The sequence below is a fragment of the Methylophaga sp. UBA3192 genome (assembly GCA_002363955.1).
GTDB lineage: Bacteria > Pseudomonadota > Gammaproteobacteria > Nitrosococcales > Methylophagaceae > Methylophaga.
The window spans coordinates 612609-635531 of the sequence record DEXE01000006.1; the positions used below are offsets into that span (position 1 = coordinate 612609).

Here is a 22923-nt window from a genome sequence, read left to right on the forward strand (position 1 = left end):
GGTGCGCTTTGACAGCATGCTTTTTGGTCATCTCGGTATTACCCAGTCACGTGCTGGCCGTGAGCAATTTACAAACAGAGTTCGCCAGCGATGTTGCTCCGATTCTGTCAGACGATAAACGTTGTCGCGTTCCGGATACCAGCAGATCAAAGTCGCAGACGGACTGGCTACAGAGCCTTTACGGTAACCATTTCCCCGCTCCATTATGGACCGATCAAAAACGTTATGATGCCCTGCTGGCTGCCCTGACGGATCTGAAATGGGATGGCCTGGATCCTGAAATGTACGCCATCCTGCAGTTGGAACGATGGCGCATAATTGGGAACACTGATGGTAAAACGCTAGCCTGTCGTGACTTATTGGCTTCCACGGCCTACCTGGCAGCGCTCTACCACTTGCAGTATGGTTTTCTCGATCGTTCTGTTATCGCTCCCATCTGGCGCCTCGTTGAGGAGGAAGACAACGGGATCGATGCAGTGTCGCTTGAAAACCTTGGTGTCGTGGCTCGCCAAGGTCTGCAGAATATCGCTACCGCGATTGATCATGCCCGGCCAGAATCTTCTGCTTACCGGCAATTACGCTCAGCATATAAGATCTGGCATCAACAACATCGTGACGTAAACTGGCCTTATGTGCCCCATGGCCCGCTGTTGAGGCCCGGCATGAATGATGACAGGGTATCGGTTCTGCACCAACGATTGATACAAATCCCCAACACCGACATTGCGCCAGACAATCGCCCTTCTCACCCTGGTGATCACTACGATGCAGCGTTAGTGGAAAAAGTAAAGAATTTTCAGGCCCAGCATCGCCTGAAGGTAGATGGTATTGTGGGTCCTGAAACATTGGATGCGCTCAATCTGTCACGCCATTTTCGCGAGGAGCAGTTTAAGATCAACCTGGAACGTATGCGCTGGCTGGAGCGGGAAATATCGCCCACACTGTTGCTGGTTGATATCGCCGGTGCCCAGGTTACCTATACTCGTGATGGTCAGATCATCTGGCAAGGAAAAGTGCAGGTGGGAACTGCCCGCCGCCAGACCCCTGCCCTCAGATCCTCAGTAAGCTATCTCACTTTTAGTCCTAACTGGACCGTGCCACCCACCATTTATCGCCAGGACAAGCTACCGGAAATCCGTAAGAATATAGCGTATCTTGCTGCCAACCGGCTCAGAGTGCTGGATCAGGATGGACGCGAGCTGAACCCTGCCACGATTGACTGGCAAAATCCGGGGTCAATTAAGCTACGCCAGGATCCGGGACCGAACAACGCCCTGGGCTTGGTGGTGATCCGTTTTCCCAATCCCTTTTTTGTATACCTGCACGACACTCCCAGTCAGAGTCTGTTTGCCAGTCACAGACGTACTTACAGCTCCGGCTGTGTACGTGTAGAAGGGGCCAGAAACCTGGCTGACGAGCTGTTCGCTGGCGCAAGTCAGCAAACCCATAACGCGATAATCGACGCTATTGAACGGAGACAGACTCGCAATATTCCCTTGCCTGCCAGAGTACCAATATTAATGGACTACTGGACTGCAGCAGCAGATGAAGATGGCCGGGTGGAATTCAGGCCGGATGTGTATCAGCGCGATGTTGAATTGGCGACGGCCCTTAAAGCGCAGCAGAGAAGAATAAACACCTTTTTAACTGAATTACCGCCTTGATCGCTCTGTAATCAGTTATCAGGTCTGTCGAATCGACTAAATCAAAAGCGGCTGTGCACTGCTCTTTCCCGGTAATATCGGCAAAAGGGTTGCGCTTTGAACACCTTTCTTTTGTAAACAACAACAACACCCGAGTCAGCTGAAATTTACAGTATTCAATCAAATAGAAATTACAGCATGATTTGTCACTCTGAACTGAGTCTGGAGCGAAAGGAGCACTTCGCTTTTATTTGAACGAGTGGAATATAAAAAAATGGGCCCGAAGGCCCATATATTGCTTACTGAGTTTGGTCATCTATTTTGGCATCAGGCGCATTTTTTTTGACTGACTCAATACCATTATCACGACCAGAGGCAGTTTTATAACTTTGACTGGTGCCGATAACCTGATGATTGGCAGCTTTCAAAGTGAAGGAAAACTTGCCGCCTGCTGATTCTTTCTTTTCATAACGGCTGTCATCCGGTGCATTTTTTCTGACTGATTCGATGCCGTTATTACAGGCTGATTTTGAAGAGTAACCTTCACTGCCCAAAATAATTTCACCATTACCGGCTTTGAGCCGGAAACGATGCTCCCCTGCTTTGTCTTCATAGATTTCGAACTTTGCTGCCATGACATTCTCCCTACCTCTGGTAAAAAAACACATTGCTTCCAAGTCGTTGAGATGAAAATAATCTTTTTCTCAATGGCTTGCAACAAAATAATGTTGTCACAATAGTAGGTTGACGCTGATATATGAAGCTCAACAACTTTGATACCAGGCTGGAATTTTCGAACCAGATCACTGCATTCAGACTCCATATAACGAGGCTAATTCAACTCAACAAATACAGTTTTTACCGCGCTTTTTGGCTTTGTACATAGCTTCGTCAGCAGCTGCAATGAGCTGAGTGATTTGTTCACCCTGTTGAGGGAAAACAGAAATGCCGATACTGACTGATAGTTCTATTTCGTTTCCTTGCCATTCATAAGGTTTTGCGAGTTCCACCCGAATTTTTTCGGCGACGCCAAAAGCGCCATTTCGATTTTCAACGGCATCAAGCAAAACAACGAATTCATCGCCGCCAAACCTCACTACTGTATCCGTTTCACGAACACATTGCGTGATGCGGAGCGCGGCTTCCTTTAATAGACAATCTCCTGCTGCATGGCCAAAGGTATCGTTGGCCTCTTTGAATTTATCCAGATCCATATACATCAGGGCAAAATGCGTTTGTTCGCGTTTGGCCCGCAACAAGGATCGTTGTATACGATCCTGAAACAATTCGCGATTTGGCAAGCCAGTCAAAGCATCGTACAAAGCGAGATATTGCAGTCGGTCAAGCATTTGGTGACGCTCTACAGCTGTACCAATTTGAGAAGCGGTAAAGGTCAGCAAAGCCTGGTCATTTTCGTTCAGTGAAAAATCCGGCTCGGTTAATGCCAATGCCATGAGGCCAAAACCTGCCTCATTTAATTGCAATGGGACCAGCAGCATTAATTTGCCATCAATTGTTTCAAGCGCCATATCACTGTGACTGGCGATTCTGAACATCACCTCATCTTTAAGCGGGCTTAAACAGTCCCTTACGCTTTCAAACAGCATCTTCCAGGTTTCATTCCCCGGCATTTTTAACGCAATACCAAAAGTCGCCACCGGTAAATGCGTATTAAGGTGATATAAAACCTGCTGACAAAGTGGCTTGATGTTATTGGTTCTGTGAGCAGTATCCGAGATAGAAATCAGCGATTGTTGCATCGCTTCAGCCGCTTTAATGCGGGTAATGTCACGGGCCACACCCAGACGCATTTTATGTTTTTCTGACCAGCTGGTTGACCAGAGCAGATGCACGACTTGACCATCATTACGAATGTAACGGTTTTCAAAATCAAGCACTTGCTTATCCTGCATAACCGTCGTGATGCTTTGCTGAGTTTTGTCGTGATCTTCGGGATGCAACAGATCCAGCATTCGCTTGCCAATCATATCTTCCGGAGGATAACCAAAGACACGCTGTGCTCCGTTACTGATATAGATGATGCGACTTTCTTCATCCACCGCACAAATTGCGTCGAGCAGTAAATCTACGTATTCGCTAAATGAGTCAAGAAAAGGTTTATCCATGACATATTCTTACGTGTTGACAGGCATCTGACAAGCGAAACCGCCTTATATTCATGGTTAAGCTCTCTTATTGTTCTATTTCGCAGTCTGGGAATAAATCCATATCCAGGGTCCAATATTCACCTGAAAGTCAGGAAAAACCTCTCGCAACCATAAATCCATGAGGTCGTCATACAAAAGCAGTTTCTGTTTTTCTAACTCGGGAGGTACCCATGAAGCAGTCTTTTTTAACTGTAATATTTGCCACTTTATTTATCGGCCTGGCAGGTTGCGCCAAAGATCACATTATTGCGACCAATGATGGCCGCATGATTGATAGTGCAACCAAACCAGAAGTCAATGATGAAACCGGCATGATTGAATATGAAGACGAAGAAGGTCGCGAGAACCAGATTCCTGTTGGGGATGTGAGTGAAATTAAAGAACGTTAATTGTGTAGGGCGGGCTTCGGCCCGCCGGTTCTTTTCTATGTTTTATACAGCCCAAAACGCTTTTCCACATCTTCACTCGACATGGGTCTGGCATACAGGTATCCCTGAATTTCATCACATCCATTTTGCTTAAGAAAGTCACATTGAGCCTGCGTTTCCACCCCTTCAGCGATGACATGAAGGCGTAACTGCCGAGCCAGAACAATTGTTGTCTGCACGATACTCATATCATCCGCATCATCAGGAATACCATCAATAAATGAGCGATCAATTTTAAGCCGGTCAAACGGAAAGCGTTTTAAGTAAGCGAGACTTGAATAACCGGTGCCATAATCATCCAATGCCAGACAAATTCCCATTTCATGTAATGAGTTTAATATGACAATTGCCTGTTCCGGGTTTTGCATGGCACTTGATTCAGTGACTTCCAGTTCCAGCAAATGGGCCGGGCATCCGGTTTCGTTGAGGATTTGTCTGACATCAATCGCTAAACCAACTGAATCAAGTTGTCGGCGTGACAGGTTGACCGCCATTCTGAAATTTGTTTTTCCGGCATCAAACCACGCTTTTGCCTGAGCGCAGGCTGTGCGTAAAACCCAATCTCCGATGGGTAAGATCAGCCCGGTTTCTTCTGCAACGGGAATAAAGTCTGCGGGTGAAATGATGCCGATTTCAGGATGTGACCATCTCAATAACGCTTCTGTACCAATACATTCCCCCGTGTCCAGATCCATCAACGGTTGATAATGCAGATAAAGCTGGTTTCGCTCTAATGCAAAACGAAGATCGTTTTCCAGTTGCAGTCGCGCATGAACCTTTTGATCCAATTCCGGACTGAAGAAACGGAAAATCCCTCTTCCATGCTCTTTGGCCAGATACAGGGAGGTATCTGCATATTTGACTAATAAGTCAGCATTATTGGCATCCCGTGGACACAGACTGATACCAATACTGGCATTAATATGCAGCTGACGGCCCAACACACTGAACGGTAGCGACAGTATATTTATCAGTTTGCTGGCAACATGTGCCGCATCATCCGGGCCGACAAGGCTGGGCAGCAGAATCAGGAACTCATCACCACCGACACGGCCGATGGTATCTTCTTCCCTTAATATCTGAGACAGACGGGCACCGACCTGTTGCAATAATAAATCACCGGTTTGATGACCCAGAGAGTCATTAATGTTTTTGAAACGATCCAAATCCAGAAACAGAACGGCTAATGTTTTTGAATGACGGATGGTGTGGGTAATCGCATGCTCAAGACGATTCATGGTCAGTAACCGGTTGGGCAAAGCCGTCAATGAGTCATGATAGGCAAGATATTCTATATGGGCTTCCTGTTCCTTACGTTCAGTAATGTCCTGAGCAGTACCCGCAACCCGGTAAATTTCACCCGCTTCATTTTCAATCGCAAAGGCCCGTTGGTGAATATGTTTGATGGCATGATCCGGACGAATAATCCGAAATTCTATATCGTATTCCCCACTGACTCTGCCTTCAGTCAGTGCTTGTCTGACATAATCGATATCTTCAGGATGGATGGTTTCCAGCCAGGATGAGGGGTTTTCGTAGAGGCTTTCGCAACTTCTGCCCCAGATTGCTTCATAAGCCGGGCTAATGTAAAGAATTTGACCCATCGCCAGATCGGACAGCCACACGACCTCTTCAATATTCTCGGCAAGCTGACGAAAACGTTCCTCCTGTTCCTGTAATGCGTTTTCAACGGCCTTTCTTTCCGTGATGTCATGTGTCAGCGCAAGATTGTAGCCGATGCCGTTATATTCAAAATAATTAGCATTTACTTCGATTGGAATAATTTTGCCTGACTTTGTCCGGTGTTTTGTTTCTAAACGGATTGAATGTTCCTGTTTGAGCTCTTCCCAATGCTCGCCCCAGCGATCTTCAGGCGTTTCTGGATCAACATCGTGCACCGTCATTTGCAAGAGTTCTTCACGGCTGTAACCCATCGCATGACAAGTCTCATCATTTACATAACGAATGCGTGCGTTCTTGTCTAACAGATAAATACATTCCTTTACCTGGTTAATGGCAAAGTTCAGCAAGGCAATACTTTGATCGGCCTTTTTATGCTGATCAATATTTTCTATCTGCGATACAAAATAGAGTGGCTGGTTATTCCTGTCCCGAACAATACTGGTCGTCAGCCTCGCCCAAAAATACTGACCGTTCTGATGTCGATAGCGTTTTTCAAGCTGAATAAAGGAAAGTTCGCCAGCTATCAGTCTGGTGACATCCTCTTTCCCTCTTAGCAAATCGTCAGGATGCGTCATTTCCTGATAGGTCATCTGTCGCAATTCTTCTTCAGAATAACCAAACATTTCATAGATGGATTGGTTGGCACGCAACCATTGTCCGTTTAACGATAATATTCCCATGCCGATGGCTGCAAATTCAAACGCCTGGCGAAAACGCTCATCACTTTCACGTTGCTCACGATATATCAGCAAACTGGTCAACCCATCCGATAAACGATGACCGATTTCACTGAATAAACGTTTTTCTTCACTGGTCCAGACACGTTGATACGAACATTGGTGTAAGCCAAACACCCATGGTTTACCTATTTTGGGATAGATTGCCGTGCCAATTAATGACCGCACCTGATAATCCCTCAGAAAGTCGGGCGAGTCAGGACTTTCGATATCCGTAATCAACGTAACTGGCTCACTTGAGCTCAGATACGCATTTATTGCCGCGGCAGATTCCGTTGTCATGGGGTAGTCAATCCCTGCCGCAAAACCGCCAGGGTAATCAGGATGAGTCTGTTCCATGGGCACACTCCACGAAGCACTCTCCGGATCACAGGGATAAATGAGCCATGCCCGATCACAACCAAAACAGTTGAGAATCGCTTCAAGAACATCACTCATCATCTTTTCAAGATTATTGGTGCCCTGAATGGCTCGATTGACTTGATCCAGAGATTCCAGAAAATGCAGATGCGCCTGATGTTCCTGTTCATTGCGTCCAGCCTCGGTGATGTCCTGAAAATACCCATGCCAGACAATACCCGTTTCGGTATCTTCATCTGCTTCAGGCAAGGCCTTGCAGTCCACCAGAATCTCGCCTTTTACAGGATTAAATACCCGCCACCGTATGTTAACGGGTTGCATCGTTAGCGCCGAGGCATGCAATTCCTGCAGTATATTGGCCTGATCATCAGGATGAACGTACTCCCAGGCCAGAGAGGAATCTTTGATGATCTCGGTATGGGTAATACCGAAAATATCAATTAGGCCGGCTGTACTGTCGAGTATGGCTATCCGATTTCTGGCCTGCAGGCAAAACTTCACAATGGCAACCGGCAACGTATCTGCTAAACGATTATTCACAGATATCTTTCTGGAAATATTTTGGCTGTGGAATTCATTAAAAATACGGTTAACACCTTGTCTTTGATTAAAACTTAACTATTGATTTAAGGGTTTTATATACAGATTTTTGGGTCCGGTCAGACCGTTTAAAAGCAATCGAATGAATATAGTTGAGGCATCCTGCACACACCTAAATTTAAAGAAATATTAGGCATATTTCCCTATTATTACAAGGGGTATTCCTGCCCCAAAAAAGGATGTTTTCTCTGACTATAGAGACTGCCCCTTAAGAAATAAAAATATTTCGGGCTGTAGATATGGAATGGCATTGTAAGCCTGTTAATCAAAAAAACCTATGCACTCCATCGCAAAATTAAGCATAGCGTATTCAACTGAACATGTTCATGTTAGCAACGATATATTTATGCCTTGCTCAGGGAGTATAGGTTAAAGGCTAGTTTGGTAAGAGATGAAAAAACCGTTGATTCGGTGTCGAGTTCATAAAAATAGTTACCTCGTTTTTTTCAACAAAACAGGCATTGATGATCAGGTTTTCATAAAGCCAGTAAATAAAACCGCCTTGCTCAACCCGGTAGCGCCATTGGTACTGAAACTGCATCCATCCGTTATTTAGTGTGGCGAGTAATTTGGGCTGTTCATCGACCTGCAGTCGGGCTTTAAACTCGACTGTCTGGACATCCAGATCAAACCTGAAACGGTCAATCAACACAGCATTTTCTACCAACTGAAAACGAATACGATTGCCCATCACATCGTCACCCTGCTGATCCAGCAACACCCGCCCATCAAAGAGCATTTGTGCCGAAGAACTAATGGGATATCGCCCGGGTAAGGCTTGCCGTTCTTCAATATGTTGTTTTGAAAGCTGAGATTTATCCCATTGCCGAATGATGATTTGCAGAACCAGTTTTTTCATGATGAATATTCGGGTGTTGATCCCCCACACCAGCTGACTGACTGGTATGGGGTCATTCGCTAGTTGACCAGACTTTGAATCGGCGCCGGAATTCGTCCACCCAATCGTACAAAGCGATTTTCATGACTGCCCATATTGACGGCCATCACCGGGCCTTCACCCAATAAACCACCGAAACGCACAATATCACCAGCTTTTTTGCCAGGCGCAGGAATCAACCTTGCGGCTGTCGTTTTCTTATTGATAACACCGATGGCCATTTCATCCGCAATGATTGCTGAAATCATTTCAGCTGAGGTATCACCCGGGATCGCTACCATATCCAGACCGACAGAACAGACAGCGGTCATGGCTTCAAGTTTTTCCAGACTCAAGGTGCCATTGGCTGCTGACTCAGCAATGGTCAAATCTTCACAAACCGGAATAAACGCCCCACTCAATCCGCCCACATGTGAACTGGCAAAGGCGCCACCTTTCTTCACGGCATCATTGAGCATGGATAAAAACGCGGTACTGCCTGGCGCACCAAATGCCGGTATGCCAATCGCTTCAAAGATTTCGCCAACACTGTCATTACGATTCGGTGTAGGTGCCAGAGACAAGTCGACAATACCAAATGGCAGATTAAGTAATTGTGCCACTTCGCGGCCAACCAGCTCACCGGCACGAGTTAATCTGGCAGCCGTTTGTTTAATCACGTCCGCCGCACGGCTCAGATCCATATTGTCATCTTCCGCCAGGGCTTTTTCCAAAGCGGCTTTCACTACGCCCGGTCCACTCACCCCTACACTGACAACGGCATCTGCCTCACCGATACCTAGATAAGCACCCGCCATAAACGGTACATCCTGCGGAATATTGGCAAACACCACTAATTTAGCAGCGGCCAGGCCATCATCATCAGCGGTGAGTTCTGCAGCCTGTTTAATGATTTGGCCCATTTTGAGGATGGCATCCATATTGATACCGGCACGGGTGCTGGCAACATTTACCGATGAGCAGATGCGTTGCGTTTCAGTCAGCGCCTGGGGAATCGCTTCGATCAAAGCCTGATCACCTTTACTCATGCCCTTCTCTACCAGCGCAGTAAATCCACCGATAAAATCCACACCCAGTTCATGTGCTGCCTTATCAAGCGTAACGGCCACCTCCACTAATTGCTTTGAACTGAAAGGCGCACCCACCACACCGATTGGACTAATGGAAATACGTTTGTTGGCAACTTCAATGCCATAGCGTCTTTCGATACGGTTACAGGAAGCGACCAATTGGCCAGCGTAACGAGTGATTTTGTCGTAAATTTTACGTTTGAACGTTTCCAGATCATGACTGACACAATCCGTCAGGTTGATGCCAACAGTCACGGTGCGAAGATCCAGGTTTTGTTCCCGCACCATCATCAGGGTTGAAATAATATCTTTTTCGTTGAGCATGAGGGTTTCCTTAATTGCTGATGTTGCTCACGGATTCGAAAATCTTGCGATGCTGTGTATCGATTTCGATATCCAGTCTTTGACCGACTTCCTCTAACGCGTCACGCAGATCCTGCATAACGGTTGAACGCGGTACATCAACTTCAAACACCATCAGATTATCCATCGGGTTTTTGCCGCCCTTAAATATTGCCTGAATATTCGTGATATTAACGCCATGTTGCGCCAGATGGGTAGACACTTCTGCCACCAGTCCACGACGATCAGGCCCGATGACGGTCAGGATGTAGGGCTGAACTTCAGGTGTATTTTCCTGCCAGGGGGTTAATTGCTCATCCCAGGGATCGACATGGATCGACAGTCGCATCTTCTGACCAACTTGCTGAAGCGCCTGATGAAGCTCTTCGCACTGTTTTTCTTCGGGCATCGACACCATTAATAACGCGCCGAATACTGATTGAAGCAACGTTTGACTGAGGTTTTCTATATTACCGCCATGTTCAGTGATGACAGTGGCGACCGCCGCCATAATGCCGGGTTGGTCAGTGCCAAGAACCGAAATAAGTGCCTTATTCACGATGTCTCCTTGTCTGAGATCGATGGATTAAAATCTAAAATGGGCAATGCCAGTTATTAATGATGGCTACCGGAAGCTCAATAGACAACGGCTTTGCGACAATATCGCAATGTGCATCGAATTTATAATGCCGTTTTTCATTAGGGGAATACGGTATGCAGATAATTATTAAGTCGGATAGCTTAACAAATGAGGGCAAAACAGCGTAATTCAATGACGGTTTTCACTTAATGAGCTGTGATTAGATATAGGTATCTAATTTTCTACTGAATGTCGGCTCTGTATCAATCGCAACTTTATGATTGATTGCATTATCTTCACGTTTGGCACACTGCTCATTTTGCAATTTTTGCTGCTGCATCGCTTCTAGCTGCATTATCTGGGCCTGGGTGACCTGGATTTGCATTTGAATCATTTTGATCTTATCGACTGTCTTGGGCGTTCTTTCCTGACTCGCCTGTTTCAGCTCTTCAAACAGATCGACGAGTTTTTGTTTTAATGCCGCTATTCTGGACTCTAGCGAACGGCCAGCTGATTTATTATCACTCACAACCGATTGACCGGAAGCAGAGAGAGAACGCATGTCGACAGTAATCCCTATACTCATGATAGAGTTTCCATAAACAGATCAATCACAATGTCGGCATTTATCAGAATAACGTTAATTTTTCTGCCGGCTTATTAAAAAACCACGTTTCGCTTACTTAATCACGGGTTGCTTTATGGCCATTCAATTTTTACCCATTATCAAAGCAGTCGCACCGTATGTCGCCCAGGTTGCGGCCTATGCCATTCCTGCCTTTACCGCTAAACCTGAAACCGTTAAGGCTGATCCGGTTCTGGTAAAGCAGATCGAAGAATTACAGGAGGCGGCGACGCAGAATGCCCAATCCATTCATGTCCTTGCCGAGAACATGCAGCAAGCGATTAGCGGATTTGAAACCGCTGCTGAACAGGCCAAAAAGCAGGTTGCAACTTATCGTACTCTGCTGTTTATATCGTTTGGGCTATCGACAGTAGCTATTTTGATTTGTCTCTATCTACTGCTCAGGTAAGGAATTAGCGTTGCCACATTGCATCATCGAATATTCCAGCAGTTTGGAATCGGCCCTGTCGCCGTCCCTTCTGGTTGATGTTGTGCATCAGGCTACGCTGGATTCGGGATTATTTGATACATCACACATCAAAACGCGTGCCCTGGCATACGATTATTTTCAACTGGCTGGTGAGTATCATGACTTTATTCATGTAACCATCAGGCTGCATAGTGGCCGTACAGTGCTACAGAAGCAACGGCTAACAGCGGGGATCCTGCAAGCTCTGGAAAATATCAAATTGTCGGCAATAACATTAACGGTTGAGGCGGTTGATATGCATAGCGAAAGCTATGCCAAACACTCTGTAATCCGGGGTTTTGTTAGTCGTGAATAACCAGCTTCATGTGCGGTAATTGCTGATGACGCATTGCCGTGACGGATGGATTCTCTCCAAACAGATTGGTGTAGTCTTGCGTAAACTGACCAGCATGAAAAAAACCGTGTTGCTGCGCGATCATCGAAATGGTTTCGTCTTTCTGTAACCCCTGCAGCAAAACTCGTCTTACCGCATTAAGCCGCGAAATTCGTACACATTTCAACGGACTGATTCCCAGTACATCTTCAAAACAGTATTGCAAAGTACGTCGACTGACATGTGCCAGGTGACACATATCCGTAATCGTTATGGGTTTGTCATGATGTTCTTCCAGATAAGTCGTCACTTTTTGCACAACTGCACGACGTTTGGCAAAGCTTGGCTTTTGGGGAATCTTCTGTTCGTTTTGTTGCAAAATTTCCAGCACAGCCATCATTAATATCTCTTCCTGATGATGTCTGCTCAGCCTGTCCTGCTGAGGTTTCAATACCTTATTAAGCAAATATCGCAGAGAATTAAGTTTGGCTGAGTGCCATACCCTTAATGGTGAATGAAACAGGCTGTCATCCAGTTTTATTCCGTTCTGACAGGCGACTTCGTTCAAGTTGTCCTGATTGACTACAATGCCAAAAATATTAAATTGCTCTGGGGTGACCAGTTCAAACTGCGTATTGCCTGGCCGAATCATCACATGATCCCGACTAATATGATGACCGTTAATGCGACAAGACTTTTCATCTGCTGACAGTCCTAACCAGATTGCGTTTGGCCAGACATTGCATTGTTGCCTCACCGTTTGACTGGTGTGCTCACGAAATGCATGTATTGATTCAAAGCGTACTTCTTCAATTCTGCCGTAAAAACGTCCATGACTCATCTGGTCATATTGCTGTTGCCAGTCTTTCAGATTATGCGCCTGCTCATCCGCATCCGTTGCCTCCAGAACGCACCATTTCGATACAACCTCGCTTTGTTTAGGTGCAAATTTTTCCAGTTCGTTTGTCATTTGCTTTACCTGTTTTAGTAATAAAGCCGCCCGCAACTAAGTAAGTAACTGAATATAAACCTAATATTTTTTTGCCGATTTTCGATATTCGCTGGGTACAGATATCGCATTAATCATTTGTAAACTTTGTTTATTCACAGGCAATTTTTATTCCATCCACTTGGATTTAAAGAAATTTATGGGTCAGAGCTATCGTTACCAATTGGGCAGCAAAACCTATCAATTTGCCAACCTGGCAGACCTGATGGCTAAGGCATCCCCTGCTCGATCTGGAGACCGGTTGGCGGGTGTTATTGCTGAAACAGCAGAGCAACGTGCAGTTGCCCAGTTACTGTTGGCTGAAGTGCCATTGAAAACCTTTCTGAATGAGACTTTAGTGCCTTATGAAGAGGATGAAATCACCCGATTAATTATCGATGAACATGATGTCCAGGCGTTTTCGACTATTTCACATCTGACTGTCGGCGATTTTCGTAACTGGCTACTGACCGATGCAACTGATACCGAAAAACTAAATCAGGTCAGTCCCGGTGTGACACCGGAAATGGCGGCGGCAGTCAGCAAAATCATGCGTAATCAGGATCTGATTCTGGTGGCTCAGAAATGTCGGGTAGTTACTTCTTTTCGCAACACCATTGGTCTGCCAAAACGTTTATCTACCCGTCTGCAACCCAATCATCCGACGGATGATGTCAATGGCATCGCCGCCAGCATGCTGGATGGTCTGCTTTACGGTTCTGGTGATGCGGTTATTGGCATTAATCCGGCAACCGATAATGTGACTCAGGCCACTCGTTTGATGTGTTTGATGGATGAAGTGATTTCCTTATATGAGATCCCGACTCAATCCTGCGTTTTGACCCACGTCACTAACACCCTGGAATGCATCGAAAACGGTGCGCCGGTGGATCTGGTATTTCAATCGATCGGCGGTACCGAAAAAACCAATAGCAGCTTTGGCTTTAATCTGGCGATATTAGCTGAAGCTCAACAAGCCGCTTTGTCACTTAATCGTGGCACGGTCGGACAGAACGTCATGTATTTCGAAACCGGACAAGGCAGTTCGCTGTCAGCCAATGCCCATCATGGTCTGGATCAACAAACCTGCGAAGCTCGCGCCTACGCCGTGGCTCGTAAATTCAAGCCATTACTGGTCAATACTGTCGTCGGCTTTATTGGTCCTGAATATTTGTTTGATGGAAAGGAGATTATTCGCGCGGGTCTGGAAGATCATTTCTGTGGCAAGTTACTGGGGCTGCCAATGGGCTGCGATGTCTGCTACACCAATCATGCCGAAGCCGATCAGAATGATATGGATAATCTGCTGACCTTACTCGGTACGGCTGGTTGTTCATTTGTGATGGGCATTCCCGGCTCAGACGACATCATGCTCAATTATCAGACAACATCTTTTCATGATGCTTTATATGCCCGCCGTGTTTTGGGTTTGGGTGCTGCACCGGAATTCGAAGCGTGGCTGGAAAAGATGCAAATCATGAGCAATGCCGGGATGGCCTGCTTGAGCAATCATTTCCCCCCCGCCTTTGCTGGCACACTGAGTCATTCCGCCGTGAAACATTATCATGGTTGAAGTTACCAACATGTTGATTGTTGATGACGAACAGGCAGCCGATAGCCTGATCACTCATAACCCATGGCGTCAACTCAGACAATTTACGGCTGCACGTATTGGTATTGGCCGTGCCGGTGTCAGCACACCGACTCGTGAAACCCTCGAATTTCAATTAGCTCATGCTCAGGCGCGTGATGCCGTGCATACCGAACTGGATATCGAAACCCTACAACAACAGCTAAACCAACTGCAGCAAGAATTTCCACAAATCAATTCACAACAATCACTGGTATTACACAGCAAAGCCATTGATCGCGTGACTTATTTGCAACGTCCGGACTATGGCCGTCAGCTAGATGAAGCGGGTTTTGCCAGTTTGAAACCGCATTACACCAACACTCCTTACGACCTGGCTTTAGTGATTGCCGATGGATTATCTGCAAAGGCCATTCACCAAAATGCTGTGAAGTTTATTGCCAGTTTATTGCCGTTACTGCTGAAAGAAATTCCAGACTTTTCCCTGGCGCCAATCAGTCTGGTCAATCAAGGCCGAGTGGCCATTGGCGATGATATCGGTGAAGCGTTAAACACCCGGGCGGTGTTGATGCTGATTGGTGAACGTCCCGGTCTCAGTTCACCTGACAGCCTTGGCTTATATCTGACCTGGTCGCCCAAAAGAGGCCTGACCGATGACAAGCGTAACTGCATTTCCAATGTACGGCTGGCAGGCCTTTCTTATGCTGCGGCTGCACATAAATGTCTCTATCTGCTAAGCGAAGCTCGCAGACTCCAGTGTTCTGGGGTTGCTATCAAGGATCGTTCAACTGAGAAGATCATTGATAGCAGCGCCGTTCAAACCAGCTTTTTGCTGGACAACAACGTTGACCGAAAAGGGGTGAATGGGAAATGACTTTAACTAAAAAGAGGATAGTAAGATGGAAAACTCGCCAACACTAGAATCCTTGCAGGCAGCTTTGGATGCCCAGCAAGCTGTGTTTGAAATGCATCAGGCCATGAATATAGAAGTTTTTTACTGGTGGTGTACTGCCATCATGTTAATGATTCATGCTGGCTTTCTGGCTTATGAAATGGGTGCTTCACGAAGTAAAAATGCGTTAGCCGCCGGTATCAAGAATATTCTTGCTATTGCAGTGATTATTCCGGCTTTTTACCTGTTCGGCTGGTGGATTTATAACGCTTTTCCAAATGGCTTTGTGCCGATTGAAGCTGCAGCAGCACTGCCCTGGTCCGCCAGTATGGGACCGGATGTTCAGGATATGGGAACCGGCATATTCTGGGCTGCGTTTGCTTTATTTGGTGCGACCACGGGCTCAATACTCTCCGGGGCCGTCATTGAACGGATACGCGTCAGTTCCTTTTTGATTCTGACTATCTTCCTCGGAGGTGTGGTCTGGATTATGGCAGGTGCATGGGGCTGGCATCCAGATGGCTGGTTATTAACCAAATTTGGTTACCACGATCTCGGTGCATCGGGCGTTGTGCATGCTGTAGCCGGTTTCTTTACATTAGGTGTATTAATGAATCTGGGCGCTCGTAAAGGCAAATTTATCAACGGCGTACCACAAATCATTTCACCACACAGTCTGCCAATGACATTGATTGGTCTGATGATGATTATCTTTGGCTTCTTTGGTTTCCTTGGTGGCTGCATCATCTTCAATGGTGGCGAGACAGGCTGGAGTACGATTTATGGTACACCAACGAACCTGTCAGCATTCGCCTTCAATACGCTGATGGGATTTGCCGGTGGCATCATTGGTTGCTACATCGCAACACGTGATCCTTTCTGGACCATGTCAGGTGGTCTGGTCGGTATTATTTCAGTGGCTGCCGGTCTGGATCTCTATTCTCCTTCACTGGCTTTCATCATTGCCGTTTGCACCGGCATTGTCGCTATCCAATTTGCTAAATTCCTTGAAAAACGCGGTATTGATGATGCCGTCGGCGCCGTAACTGTCCATGGATTTACAGGTTTGGCCGCATTAGTCATGGTTGGCGTGTTTGCTGGTGGAACACCCAACATTGAAGGGTTGCCTGCAATCAGCTTTACCGGTCAGTTAATCGGTGCGGCGGTAATGGGGCTGATGGGTTTTGTTCCAGGGTATGGTTTATCGCTGTTACTGAAAAAAGCCAATATCCTGCGGGTGCCTGAAGCCTGTGAAGATATTGGTATTGATGAAGTGGAAATTCTCGCCAAGCCATACCCTGAAGGTAGCGTTCCAGCAATGACGGCAATGACTACCAGTGAAGTACCAAATAAATTAGCCAGTTCTGAAGCATAAGGAGCTTTAATTATGGGAAGTTCAATTACAACCTGGGAAAACGTCAGTGCCTACTTTACCTTTGCAGATAATCCATTTGCATTGGTGTTATTTGCCCTTGGCGCTGCGGCGATTCTTGTTGGCTTGATTATCTCCATCATCCGCCATGAAAATGCGGCATTTGAAAAAATCAAATAGCATTGATTCCTGCTTTTGCAGGGTTTACTGATGTATCTGTTAATAATAACCCCGGCTTCAGGCTGGGGTTATTCCATTCGAAGCTATCACTATTTATGCACCACCTGAATAATCATTTCTTTATTAAAAATTCGGTTTTGCTGTTTTAGCCTGTATTGGCCTGGTCCATAACCGGTAATTTTTTTAAAATGATGGGTAAAATGCGCCTGATCAAAGTACCCACAATTTAATGCCGTTTCCACCAGTAGTTGCTCAGGATTCAGTTTGAGTAGATGTCGAGCTTTCTTAATTCTCAATAGCATTTTGAGCTGATTGGGTGCAATACCCACCTGATGGTAAAAATAGCGCTCTGCTTGTCGACGAGTTATTCCCATTCTGTTCAAGGTAGAAATAAGATCTGCATCGGCAACTTCAAATTGGTGACAAAGGTGTTGTACCGGCCCCGAAACCGGTCGCTGCTTTATAAATTGCTTAAGCAGCCAAGCTTCTGTCAGATGGATACGACTTTGCAAATCGGCATGAACCAGTTGCTCAAATAAAAGATCTAGCCCTTTAAGCTGAATGTCTTTCGCCGGCAAGATATCCATAACCATTTCGTTCATTGGCAAACCCAGTAATGCGTTTGCACCTCCAGGTTTAAAACGAATACCGAAACTATCTACTGCTGATTCAAAACTGATGGAGTGAAACCTTTGCAAAGCACTAAACCAGCTACCCTCGGCATCACCTTTAAAGTGGAATATCAGACTGCTGCCGCCATCTGGATATAACTTTTCCTGGTGGCGTTGTTGCAATTGGGTTTTGGCAGACCAGAAACATTCGATCCAGGGCGACAGTTTGACGCTGGGCAAAACACGTTGATAGCCAAGATAAACAAGCTCTTGAATGTCATTAGCTGTTTGCATGAGGTTGCATTTCCATTTCAGCATGCTGGAACACCCTGTATTTTTATTTTATCCATCCAGTTCATTCATGGGGATTACTGTTTTGGCACCTTGGGATTTGATAAAAATCACCAAAAACGCCGCATCACTCTCCTCACTGGCATTACGAGAAACCAGATGAATATCTTCAGGCGATTCATAAAATGTATCACCAGCAACTAATCTGACAAGCTCACCACCTTCAACCTGCATTTCAACTGTCCCTTCAAGCATATAGACCAAGGTATGAGCGCGATGTCTGTGGGGTTCAGATTTTTCTCCTGGGGCATACCGTACCTTTATCATCTCAATTTCTTCATTAAATGGAGCCTGAAGGTGGTGTGACATGAGATCAGTAATTTCGGTCGCATTAACGACTGGCGTAAAAAACACAATAATCAGGGCAAGCCGCATAAATATAGCAAAGACACTGTTTTTATTTAACATGCTCATATTCTCCTATGCATTGGGTATTTTGCGTTCAGGAATAAAATGGAAAGCCGCCACTATCCTGTTCCAGCTATTAATTTTCACAATAGTCGCCACGAGTGCAATCCGTTCGGTTTCAGAGAAATGCTGGCTTAAATCGGAATAATCTGCTTCGGATACCTGATGGGATGGTAGTTGTGTAAGCCGTTCACACAGGTTTAGTGCTGCTGCTTCCTGTTCAGAGAACCAGGGGACTTCACGCCATGCAGCGATGACATCCAATCTTTGCTGATCTTCACCCAAATCGCGAGCATGTTTGAAATGCATGTCCAGACAAAAGCCACACCCATTTATCTGAGAAGCCCGGATTTCCAGCAAGCAGATCAGGCGTTTGTCCAGGATTGTGTTATCGACTGCATCGGCTATTAAACCAAGTCCTTGAGGTAAAGCAGGAAACAGCCGATAAACTTTTGCCTGGTTGATTCTTGACATAATTCACTCCGCATTTAAATAACGCAGTGAATTATGTCGGTAACCAGATTTGTTGAATTGTAAATTTGCGTCAAATCAGATTTATTTATCTAGTAGCACTGAAAATAACGTGTTCAGTTAAATAAGGTAAAATTGCCTATTCGGATCAATTTCTATCCCAGTCTTTTAAATCGCGCATAGCGTACTTAATCGCACGTTCCCAGGCTTGATCCGTATTGCCCCGAAAATCATAGGATTTACGCTTAATCATTTTGCCGGTATTAACATCTTTAAATTCGACATGTAATGTTGAAATCAAATGACTCATCCGGAATACATTTGGCACAATAACCATCTCTGCCCCAAGCTCTTTCGCCAATGTAATTTCACAACCATTACAGTTATGCAGATCCTGCTTTTCATCAGCGGATTTCACTTTTTCCAGTGAGTCAGCATCATTGATAATAGTAAACCGTGTTTTGTCCTGTAATTCGGTACGCAGGTGTTCACTGAATTTAGCAATCTTTTCTGCATTCTCGGCTTTATCACCGGTGACGGTACTATCACCAGTAATCAGAATATCCAGTACCAACGTTTTGTAATCATGTTTTTGATGATCCTCAGCCATGACGACAGCCGTACTGGTCATTAACAGAAAAATCAGAAAATATTTGATAGAACGAGTCCTAAACAGCATGTATAACTCCTTAAAAAAGTGTCTTTCACCATAACAGTGACAAACCACAAGCCAAACAGTTTTTTGACTGCTAACAGCGGGATATTTGCCCGGATATACGAATGACCGTCAGTTAATGCTGAAACTGACCATTTTTCAGGAAAAATAATGTTTGTGATTGCACTGTGGCATTGCTCATAATGAACGGGTGAGCTTGCTCTACAACCAGAAAATCCTGCATACCTTCCAGCCTGGCATTTTCAATGGAAACCTTGCCATCATCCGGCCCTGGAATCAGTGACGATAAAATCAGATTGATCGATCGGTTTCCAGTGATAACACCTGACTCAAAAGTCGCAGGTCCCAATTGATTAGGTAATGAATCCTCTGCGGTACCAAGTTGTTTTCCAGCAGGCCCGTTAATCCATTGAAACAGCCCCCAGGTGCCGAGCTTATCGACTACTTCACTACCCTGATTAGGAGGGGACAGCATTACCACCCTGCCGATATGAATATTTTCATATTCAGCAGCTATTTGTCTGACAATAATGCCGCCCAATGAATGGGTGACAAAGTGAATAGCTTTCTCAGAATTGGCAAAACATTGTTGTATTTCCGGTATCACAAACTCGCGGGTCAACGTCTCAATGCGATGTTTGCGTGATGGATAATCAATATTGCAAACGTTATAGCCCGCTTTGCTGAGCCGTTTCTGCATTGAGTCCATCGACCCTGCTGTGCGGGCCAGACCATGTAATAACACGACATTACCGGCGCTTTGCTGACCAACAGCAACGGATGGCATTATACCGGGGAATATCAGGCATAACACCACCAGCGTTTTTCGAAATAACCAATTGATCTGCATTATCCATTTAAACATTATGTCGATTTGACGGGGTTAAAATTACGGTTCGGTGGGGTTGATTTTGCCATGGCAATATCCTGCCAAAGTTTTTCCACATGTGATTCAACCGGGCGACAATAGCCAGCGATCAGCATGATACTCAGTGTAGTTAAAAAACCATATACACCGGGTGTCCAACCATAAGTCTGGATAAATGCCGGATCAATTATGGTTAAACCAAACGAAACAACCATGCCCGCCAGAAAGCCGCTGACCGCACCAATTTTATTGGCACGTTTCCAATACAAACCGAGTAAAACCACTGGTGATAATACAATCATGCCTTGATAGGTCATCAATGCCAGAAACACTAACTGCCCTTCACGAATATATGCACCAATCAAGGCGCCAATGCTCATAAACACCACTGACCAACGCGCGATTTGCAAGGCTGTTTTTTCACTGATATTGCGATTGATAACCTGAGCCAGATCACCTGAAATAGCCGTCGACATGGCATTTAAAATGCTGCTGACCGTCCCCAGACTCGCTGCCATCACCAAGACGGCAAAAAAGCCCAAAGGCCACGCTCCGGCCTGACTATGAATCCAGAACATGGCTTCCTGTGGATTTTGCTGGGCAAAGGGTAAAGGATGTAAAGCCATCGCCAGCAGGAATAGTAAACCAAACGACAGAATACCCAGGGTCGGTGCGAATAACACCGATTGTTTTATGGTTCGAATGCTGTCGGCAGCGAATAATTTGTTATAGACCCATGGCCACATAAAGCCGCCCAGACCACTGGTAATCACAATCGCCATCCAATAATTAGGTGACATGTCCCAACCCGGCCCGGGAAAGGTTAATGCTTCCGGGCTTTGTTCCAGAATACGCTGCATCGCGCCTTCAATGCCGCCCAGTTGTGTGTAGATGACCCAGAGCAGAATGGCTGAACCAGCGATAAGCATATACAGGCCCTGAATAATATTGGCCGTGATAACGGATCGCATGCCGCCGAGTGCGACATAAAACACCACTACAAATATGCCGATAATCATGCCCAGTAACGGACTGATAAATCCATCGGTGGCATAGTTAAACACATAGCCAATGGTGTACCACTCCATCAGTAACCAGGGCACTGATAACGCCACACCGGCAAATCCGGTTAACACCCGAATCATATCACTGCGATAGCGCAGTCCTAATAATTCAGACTGGGTGCGGATGTTATATTTTTTACCCCAGATAAAGGATTTTTCCGCCACCAGATACATTACCAGCATGGTGACTATGCCGTAGGGAATGACATACATGCCAATCATGCCAAAGCTCACTGCAAAGCCGGAAAATACCGTATAACCGGCACCGACATACCATGTAGCAAGGAAACCCAGGGTAATACCTAATACACCAATACTATGACTTGCTGTCGCATAATCATTCAGTGTATCCACGCCCATTTGACGTCGGTTTATCCACAAAATCAGCCCAAAGAAACTGATCAGCATCAGCATTGGAATCATTTCAATTCCTCCGCTTCAACCTCAATATCCAAATCACCGCTCTGACTCTCAGCCAAATACCAGCACGCCAGAAAAAAAGCACCTAATAACGCCAGACCAATTTGCCATAAAAAAGCAAACGGCAAGCCAAGCAAACTGGGTTCAATTCGATTGGCCCAGGTAAAGAAAGTCGGAAAAGTAGCGAGTGTGATGGACGTTAAAATTAATAATATAAAAATAGCCGAGCGCATAAATATCCAGGTTTTAATTTATCAATGTGGGGAACAAAAATACTCAAAGTTCAGGGCCAGCAATAATTGAGATATTCATCAATTATGCTGACCCTGTAGGTAAAATAAAAAAACCGCTTTAGCGGCTTAATTTATGCTTTCTTTTCGATTGCTCCAGCAAGTTTGGCTGATAACAAACCAAACACAGCACCCAGAATCGTGGAGAGAATAATAATCAAAACCGGATTAGTCATATTCATGGTGATGGCACTCCCGGCATTGGCTGTCTGCAAACCAAACGCAGCGGTTGCGGCATAACCATAGACATTGGCAGGCACCACCGATAACAAATCAAATCTTGCCACAATAACCAGGAAAAATACCGTCACAGCAATATAAATAGCTGGTCCAACAGCACCCGGAATACCCAGAGGATTGGTTGTCGCTAATAATAGAGCAATACCGGCGATCACAGCACCATAACTCATACCGACAATGGTTTTTTGTAATGCTGGCATATCTGCACCAGTATGAAAGAAACACGCCCAGGCAATAAATCCCGCCCAAACCAGAACAAAACCGGCCAATGGACCTAATGCCAGAAACGCCCAAATGCCACCTAATACAGCAATACTAATTGATAAAGCAGTTAACTTTGACATACGTTCTCTCCGTTGATTTTTATAAAAATTAACAACCCGTTCCTCGACAAAACTTTATTTATAACTCTATTTTCTTTTGGGTTGCCGGAGTGATAGTAGCCCTATAAATCAGCTGCTGTAAACCAGTTTGCACCAGAGTTGTGCGCAAACTAAGCAAAAACGGGGCTTTTGGGGATTTAATTTTTTAATTCAGTTACTTAGCCTGACGCAATGATACTTT

The 22923-nt window shown here is 45.5% G+C and carries 24 protein-coding genes; 8 read left to right on the plus strand and 16 right to left on the minus strand.

Annotated features, from left to right (window positions below; all coding sequences use genetic code 11):
- Window positions 1–59 precede the first annotated feature (59 nt).
- The gene (locus B2337_RS09965; protein ID WP_292415170.1) at window positions 60–1664 is read left to right on the plus strand and encodes a L,D-transpeptidase family protein; all 1605 of its coding nucleotides are present in this window, start codon (window positions 60–62) and stop codon (window positions 1662–1664) included.
- A gap of 278 nt (window positions 1665–1942) precedes the next feature.
- Here the strand turns inward: B2337_RS09965 and B2337_RS09970 are convergent, their stop codons facing one another.
- Both B2337_RS09970 and B2337_RS09975 read right to left on the minus strand, forming a co-directional pair.
- Window positions 1943–2278 (minus strand): YegP family protein, encoded by a 336-nt coding sequence (locus B2337_RS09970; protein WP_292415172.1) that lies wholly within the window; start codon window positions 2276–2278, stop codon window positions 1943–1945.
- 207 nt (window positions 2279–2485) lie between these two features.
- Complete coding sequence (locus B2337_RS09975) at window positions 2486–3769, minus strand: GGDEF domain-containing protein (protein ID WP_292359223.1); 1284 nt, start codon at window positions 3767–3769, stop codon at window positions 2486–2488.
- A 212-nt stretch (window positions 3770–3981) separates the two neighbouring features.
- On the opposite strand from B2337_RS09975, the gene B2337_RS09980 reads away from it, so the two are divergent.
- Complete coding sequence (locus B2337_RS09980) at window positions 3982–4200, plus strand: YgdI/YgdR family lipoprotein (protein ID WP_292415174.1); 219 nt, start codon at window positions 3982–3984, stop codon at window positions 4198–4200.
- 35 nt (window positions 4201–4235) lie between these two features.
- Here the strand turns inward: B2337_RS09980 and B2337_RS09985 are convergent, their stop codons facing one another.
- From B2337_RS09985 to B2337_RS10005, 5 genes are all read right to left on the minus strand, one after another.
- Window positions 4236–7559 (minus strand): EAL domain-containing protein, encoded by a 3324-nt coding sequence (locus B2337_RS09985; RefSeq protein WP_292415175.1) that lies wholly within the window; start codon window positions 7557–7559, stop codon window positions 4236–4238.
- Window positions 7560–7995: 436 nt separating this feature from the next.
- Entirely contained in the window at window positions 7996–8478 is a 483-nt protein-coding gene (locus B2337_RS09990; RefSeq protein ID WP_292415176.1) for a hypothetical protein, read from the minus strand.
- Window positions 8479–8537: 59 nt separating this feature from the next.
- Window positions 8538–9911 (minus strand): PFL family protein, encoded by a 1374-nt coding sequence (locus tag B2337_RS09995; RefSeq protein WP_292359214.1) that lies wholly within the window; start codon window positions 9909–9911, stop codon window positions 8538–8540.
- Between the two features lie 10 nt (window positions 9912–9921).
- The gene (locus B2337_RS10000) at window positions 9922–10488 is read right to left on the minus strand and encodes a glycine cleavage system protein R (protein WP_292359212.1); all 567 of its coding nucleotides are present in this window, start codon (window positions 10486–10488) and stop codon (window positions 9922–9924) included.
- A gap of 241 nt (window positions 10489–10729) precedes the next feature.
- Window positions 10730–11095 (minus strand): FlxA-like family protein, encoded by a 366-nt coding sequence (locus B2337_RS10005; RefSeq protein ID WP_292415177.1) that lies wholly within the window; start codon window positions 11093–11095, stop codon window positions 10730–10732.
- Between the two features lie 115 nt (window positions 11096–11210).
- On the opposite strand from B2337_RS10005, the gene B2337_RS10010 reads away from it, so the two are divergent.
- Together B2337_RS10010 and B2337_RS10015 are read left to right on the plus strand one after the other, a co-directional pair.
- Window positions 11211–11543, plus strand: a complete 333-nt coding sequence (locus B2337_RS10010; protein WP_292359209.1) for a hypothetical protein — start codon at window positions 11211–11213, stop codon at window positions 11541–11543.
- Between the two features lie 10 nt (window positions 11544–11553).
- Entirely contained in the window at window positions 11554–11919 is a 366-nt protein-coding gene (locus tag B2337_RS10015; RefSeq protein ID WP_292415178.1) for a 5-carboxymethyl-2-hydroxymuconate Delta-isomerase, read from the plus strand.
- Here B2337_RS10015 and B2337_RS10020 read toward each other — a convergent pair.
- Window positions 11906–12907: a helix-turn-helix domain-containing protein gene (locus B2337_RS10020; protein WP_292415179.1), complete on the minus strand. Its 1002-nt coding sequence runs from the start codon at window positions 12905–12907 to the stop codon at window positions 11906–11908. The genes B2337_RS10015 and B2337_RS10020 overlap by 14 nt on opposite strands.
- 178 nt (window positions 12908–13085) lie before the next feature.
- Between B2337_RS10020 and B2337_RS10025 the strand changes: the two genes are divergently transcribed.
- The 4 genes from B2337_RS10025 to B2337_RS10040 are packed head-to-tail and all read left to right on the plus strand — an operon-like array spanning window position 13086 to window position 16960.
- Entirely contained in the window at window positions 13086–14498 is a 1413-nt protein-coding gene (locus B2337_RS10025) for an ethanolamine ammonia-lyase subunit EutB (protein ID WP_292415180.1), read from the plus strand.
- A complete protein-coding gene (gene eutC, locus B2337_RS10030) occupies window positions 14491–15390 on the plus strand; it encodes an ethanolamine ammonia-lyase subunit EutC (protein WP_292415182.1) in 900 nt (299 codons plus the stop codon). The genes B2337_RS10025 and eutC overlap by 8 nt, the downstream gene beginning before the upstream one ends.
- A gap of 25 nt (window positions 15391–15415) precedes the next feature.
- On the plus strand, window positions 15416–16783 hold the full coding sequence (locus B2337_RS10035) for an ammonium transporter (protein ID WP_292359200.1): 1368 nt from the start codon (window positions 15416–15418) through the stop codon (window positions 16781–16783).
- A 12-nt stretch (window positions 16784–16795) separates the two neighbouring features.
- A complete protein-coding gene (locus tag B2337_RS10040) occupies window positions 16796–16960 on the plus strand; it encodes a hypothetical protein (RefSeq protein WP_292359198.1) in 165 nt (54 codons plus the stop codon).
- Between the two features lie 89 nt (window positions 16961–17049).
- Here the strand turns inward: B2337_RS10040 and B2337_RS10045 are convergent, their stop codons facing one another.
- From B2337_RS10045 to B2337_RS10080, 8 genes are all read right to left on the minus strand, one after another.
- Window positions 17050–17865 carry an AraC family transcriptional regulator gene (locus B2337_RS10045; protein ID WP_292359196.1) on the minus strand — a complete coding sequence of 272 codons (816 nt, stop codon included), beginning with the start codon at window positions 17863–17865 and terminating at the stop codon, window positions 17050–17052.
- A 48-nt stretch (window positions 17866–17913) separates the two neighbouring features.
- On the minus strand, window positions 17914–18330 hold the full coding sequence (locus B2337_RS10050) for a cupin domain-containing protein (RefSeq protein ID WP_292415184.1): 417 nt from the start codon (window positions 18328–18330) through the stop codon (window positions 17914–17916).
- Between the two features lie 12 nt (window positions 18331–18342).
- Window positions 18343–18804 (minus strand): carboxymuconolactone decarboxylase family protein, encoded by a 462-nt coding sequence (locus B2337_RS10055; protein WP_292415185.1) that lies wholly within the window; start codon window positions 18802–18804, stop codon window positions 18343–18345.
- Between the two features lie 145 nt (window positions 18805–18949).
- The gene (locus tag B2337_RS10060) at window positions 18950–19480 is read right to left on the minus strand and encodes a DUF3280 domain-containing protein (RefSeq protein ID WP_292359190.1); all 531 of its coding nucleotides are present in this window, start codon (window positions 19478–19480) and stop codon (window positions 18950–18952) included.
- Between the two features lie 112 nt (window positions 19481–19592).
- Window positions 19593–20327 (minus strand): esterase/lipase family protein, encoded by a 735-nt coding sequence (locus tag B2337_RS10065; RefSeq protein WP_292415187.1) that lies wholly within the window; start codon window positions 20325–20327, stop codon window positions 19593–19595.
- A gap of 14 nt (window positions 20328–20341) precedes the next feature.
- Entirely contained in the window at window positions 20342–21832 is a 1491-nt protein-coding gene (locus B2337_RS10070; RefSeq protein WP_292359186.1) for a sodium:solute symporter family protein, read from the minus strand.
- Window positions 21829–22062 carry a hypothetical protein gene (locus tag B2337_RS10075; RefSeq protein ID WP_292359184.1) on the minus strand — a complete coding sequence of 78 codons (234 nt, stop codon included), beginning with the start codon at window positions 22060–22062 and terminating at the stop codon, window positions 21829–21831. The genes B2337_RS10070 and B2337_RS10075 overlap by 4 nt, the downstream gene beginning before the upstream one ends.
- Window positions 22063–22193: 131 nt before the next feature.
- Complete coding sequence (locus tag B2337_RS10080) at window positions 22194–22703, minus strand: DUF1097 domain-containing protein (RefSeq protein WP_292359182.1); 510 nt, start codon at window positions 22701–22703, stop codon at window positions 22194–22196.
- Between the last annotated feature and the right edge of the window lie 220 nt (window positions 22704–22923).

What these genes read in the sequence shown, in the direction of transcription:
- B2337_RS10065 (WP_292415187.1), bottom strand. Translation starts at nt 20,327, where the DNA reads ATGCAGATCAATTGGTTATTTCGAAAAACGCTGGTGGTGTTATGCCTG.
- B2337_RS09995 (WP_292359214.1), bottom strand. Translation starts at nt 9,911, where the DNA reads ATGCTCAACGAAAAAGATATTATTTCAACCCTGATGATGGTGCGGGAA.
- B2337_RS10010 (WP_292359209.1), top strand. Translation starts at nt 11,211, where the DNA reads ATGGCCATTCAATTTTTACCCATTATCAAAGCAGTCGCACCGTATGTC.
- B2337_RS09970 (WP_292415172.1), bottom strand. Translation starts at nt 2,278, where the DNA reads ATGGCAGCAAAGTTCGAAATCTATGAAGACAAAGCAGGGGAGCATCGT.
- B2337_RS10025 (WP_292415180.1), top strand. Translation starts at nt 13,086, where the DNA reads ATGGGTCAGAGCTATCGTTACCAATTGGGCAGCAAAACCTATCAATTT.
- B2337_RS09975 (WP_292359223.1), bottom strand. Translation starts at nt 3,769, where the DNA reads ATGGATAAACCTTTTCTTGACTCATTTAGCGAATACGTAGATTTACTG.
- B2337_RS10005 (WP_292415177.1), bottom strand. Translation starts at nt 11,095, where the DNA reads ATGAGTATAGGGATTACTGTCGACATGCGTTCTCTCTCTGCTTCCGGT.
- B2337_RS10060 (WP_292359190.1), bottom strand. Translation starts at nt 19,480, where the DNA reads ATGCTGTTTAGGACTCGTTCTATCAAATATTTTCTGATTTTTCTGTTA.
- eutC (WP_292415182.1), top strand. Translation starts at nt 14,491, where the DNA reads ATGGTTGAAGTTACCAACATGTTGATTGTTGATGACGAACAGGCAGCC.
- B2337_RS10050 (WP_292415184.1), bottom strand. Translation starts at nt 18,330, where the DNA reads ATGTTAAATAAAAACAGTGTCTTTGCTATATTTATGCGGCTTGCCCTG.
- B2337_RS10055 (WP_292415185.1), bottom strand. Translation starts at nt 18,804, where the DNA reads ATGTCAAGAATCAACCAGGCAAAAGTTTATCGGCTGTTTCCTGCTTTA.
- B2337_RS10040 (WP_292359198.1), top strand. Translation starts at nt 16,796, where the DNA reads ATGGGAAGTTCAATTACAACCTGGGAAAACGTCAGTGCCTACTTTACC.
- B2337_RS09990 (WP_292415176.1), bottom strand. Translation starts at nt 8,478, where the DNA reads ATGAAAAAACTGGTTCTGCAAATCATCATTCGGCAATGGGATAAATCT.
- B2337_RS10045 (WP_292359196.1), bottom strand. Translation starts at nt 17,865, where the DNA reads ATGCAAACAGCTAATGACATTCAAGAGCTTGTTTATCTTGGCTATCAA.
- B2337_RS09980 (WP_292415174.1), top strand. Translation starts at nt 3,982, where the DNA reads ATGAAGCAGTCTTTTTTAACTGTAATATTTGCCACTTTATTTATCGGC.
- B2337_RS10075 (WP_292359184.1), bottom strand. Translation starts at nt 22,062, where the DNA reads ATGCGCTCGGCTATTTTTATATTATTAATTTTAACGTCCATCACACTC.
- B2337_RS10035 (WP_292359200.1), top strand. Translation starts at nt 15,416, where the DNA reads ATGGAAAACTCGCCAACACTAGAATCCTTGCAGGCAGCTTTGGATGCC.
- B2337_RS10070 (WP_292359186.1), bottom strand. Translation starts at nt 21,832, where the DNA reads ATGATTCCAATGCTGATGCTGATCAGTTTCTTTGGGCTGATTTTGTGG.
- B2337_RS10020 (WP_292415179.1), bottom strand. Translation starts at nt 12,907, where the DNA reads ATGACAAACGAACTGGAAAAATTTGCACCTAAACAAAGCGAGGTTGTA.
- B2337_RS10080 (WP_292359182.1), bottom strand. Translation starts at nt 22,703, where the DNA reads ATGTCAAAGTTAACTGCTTTATCAATTAGTATTGCTGTATTAGGTGGC.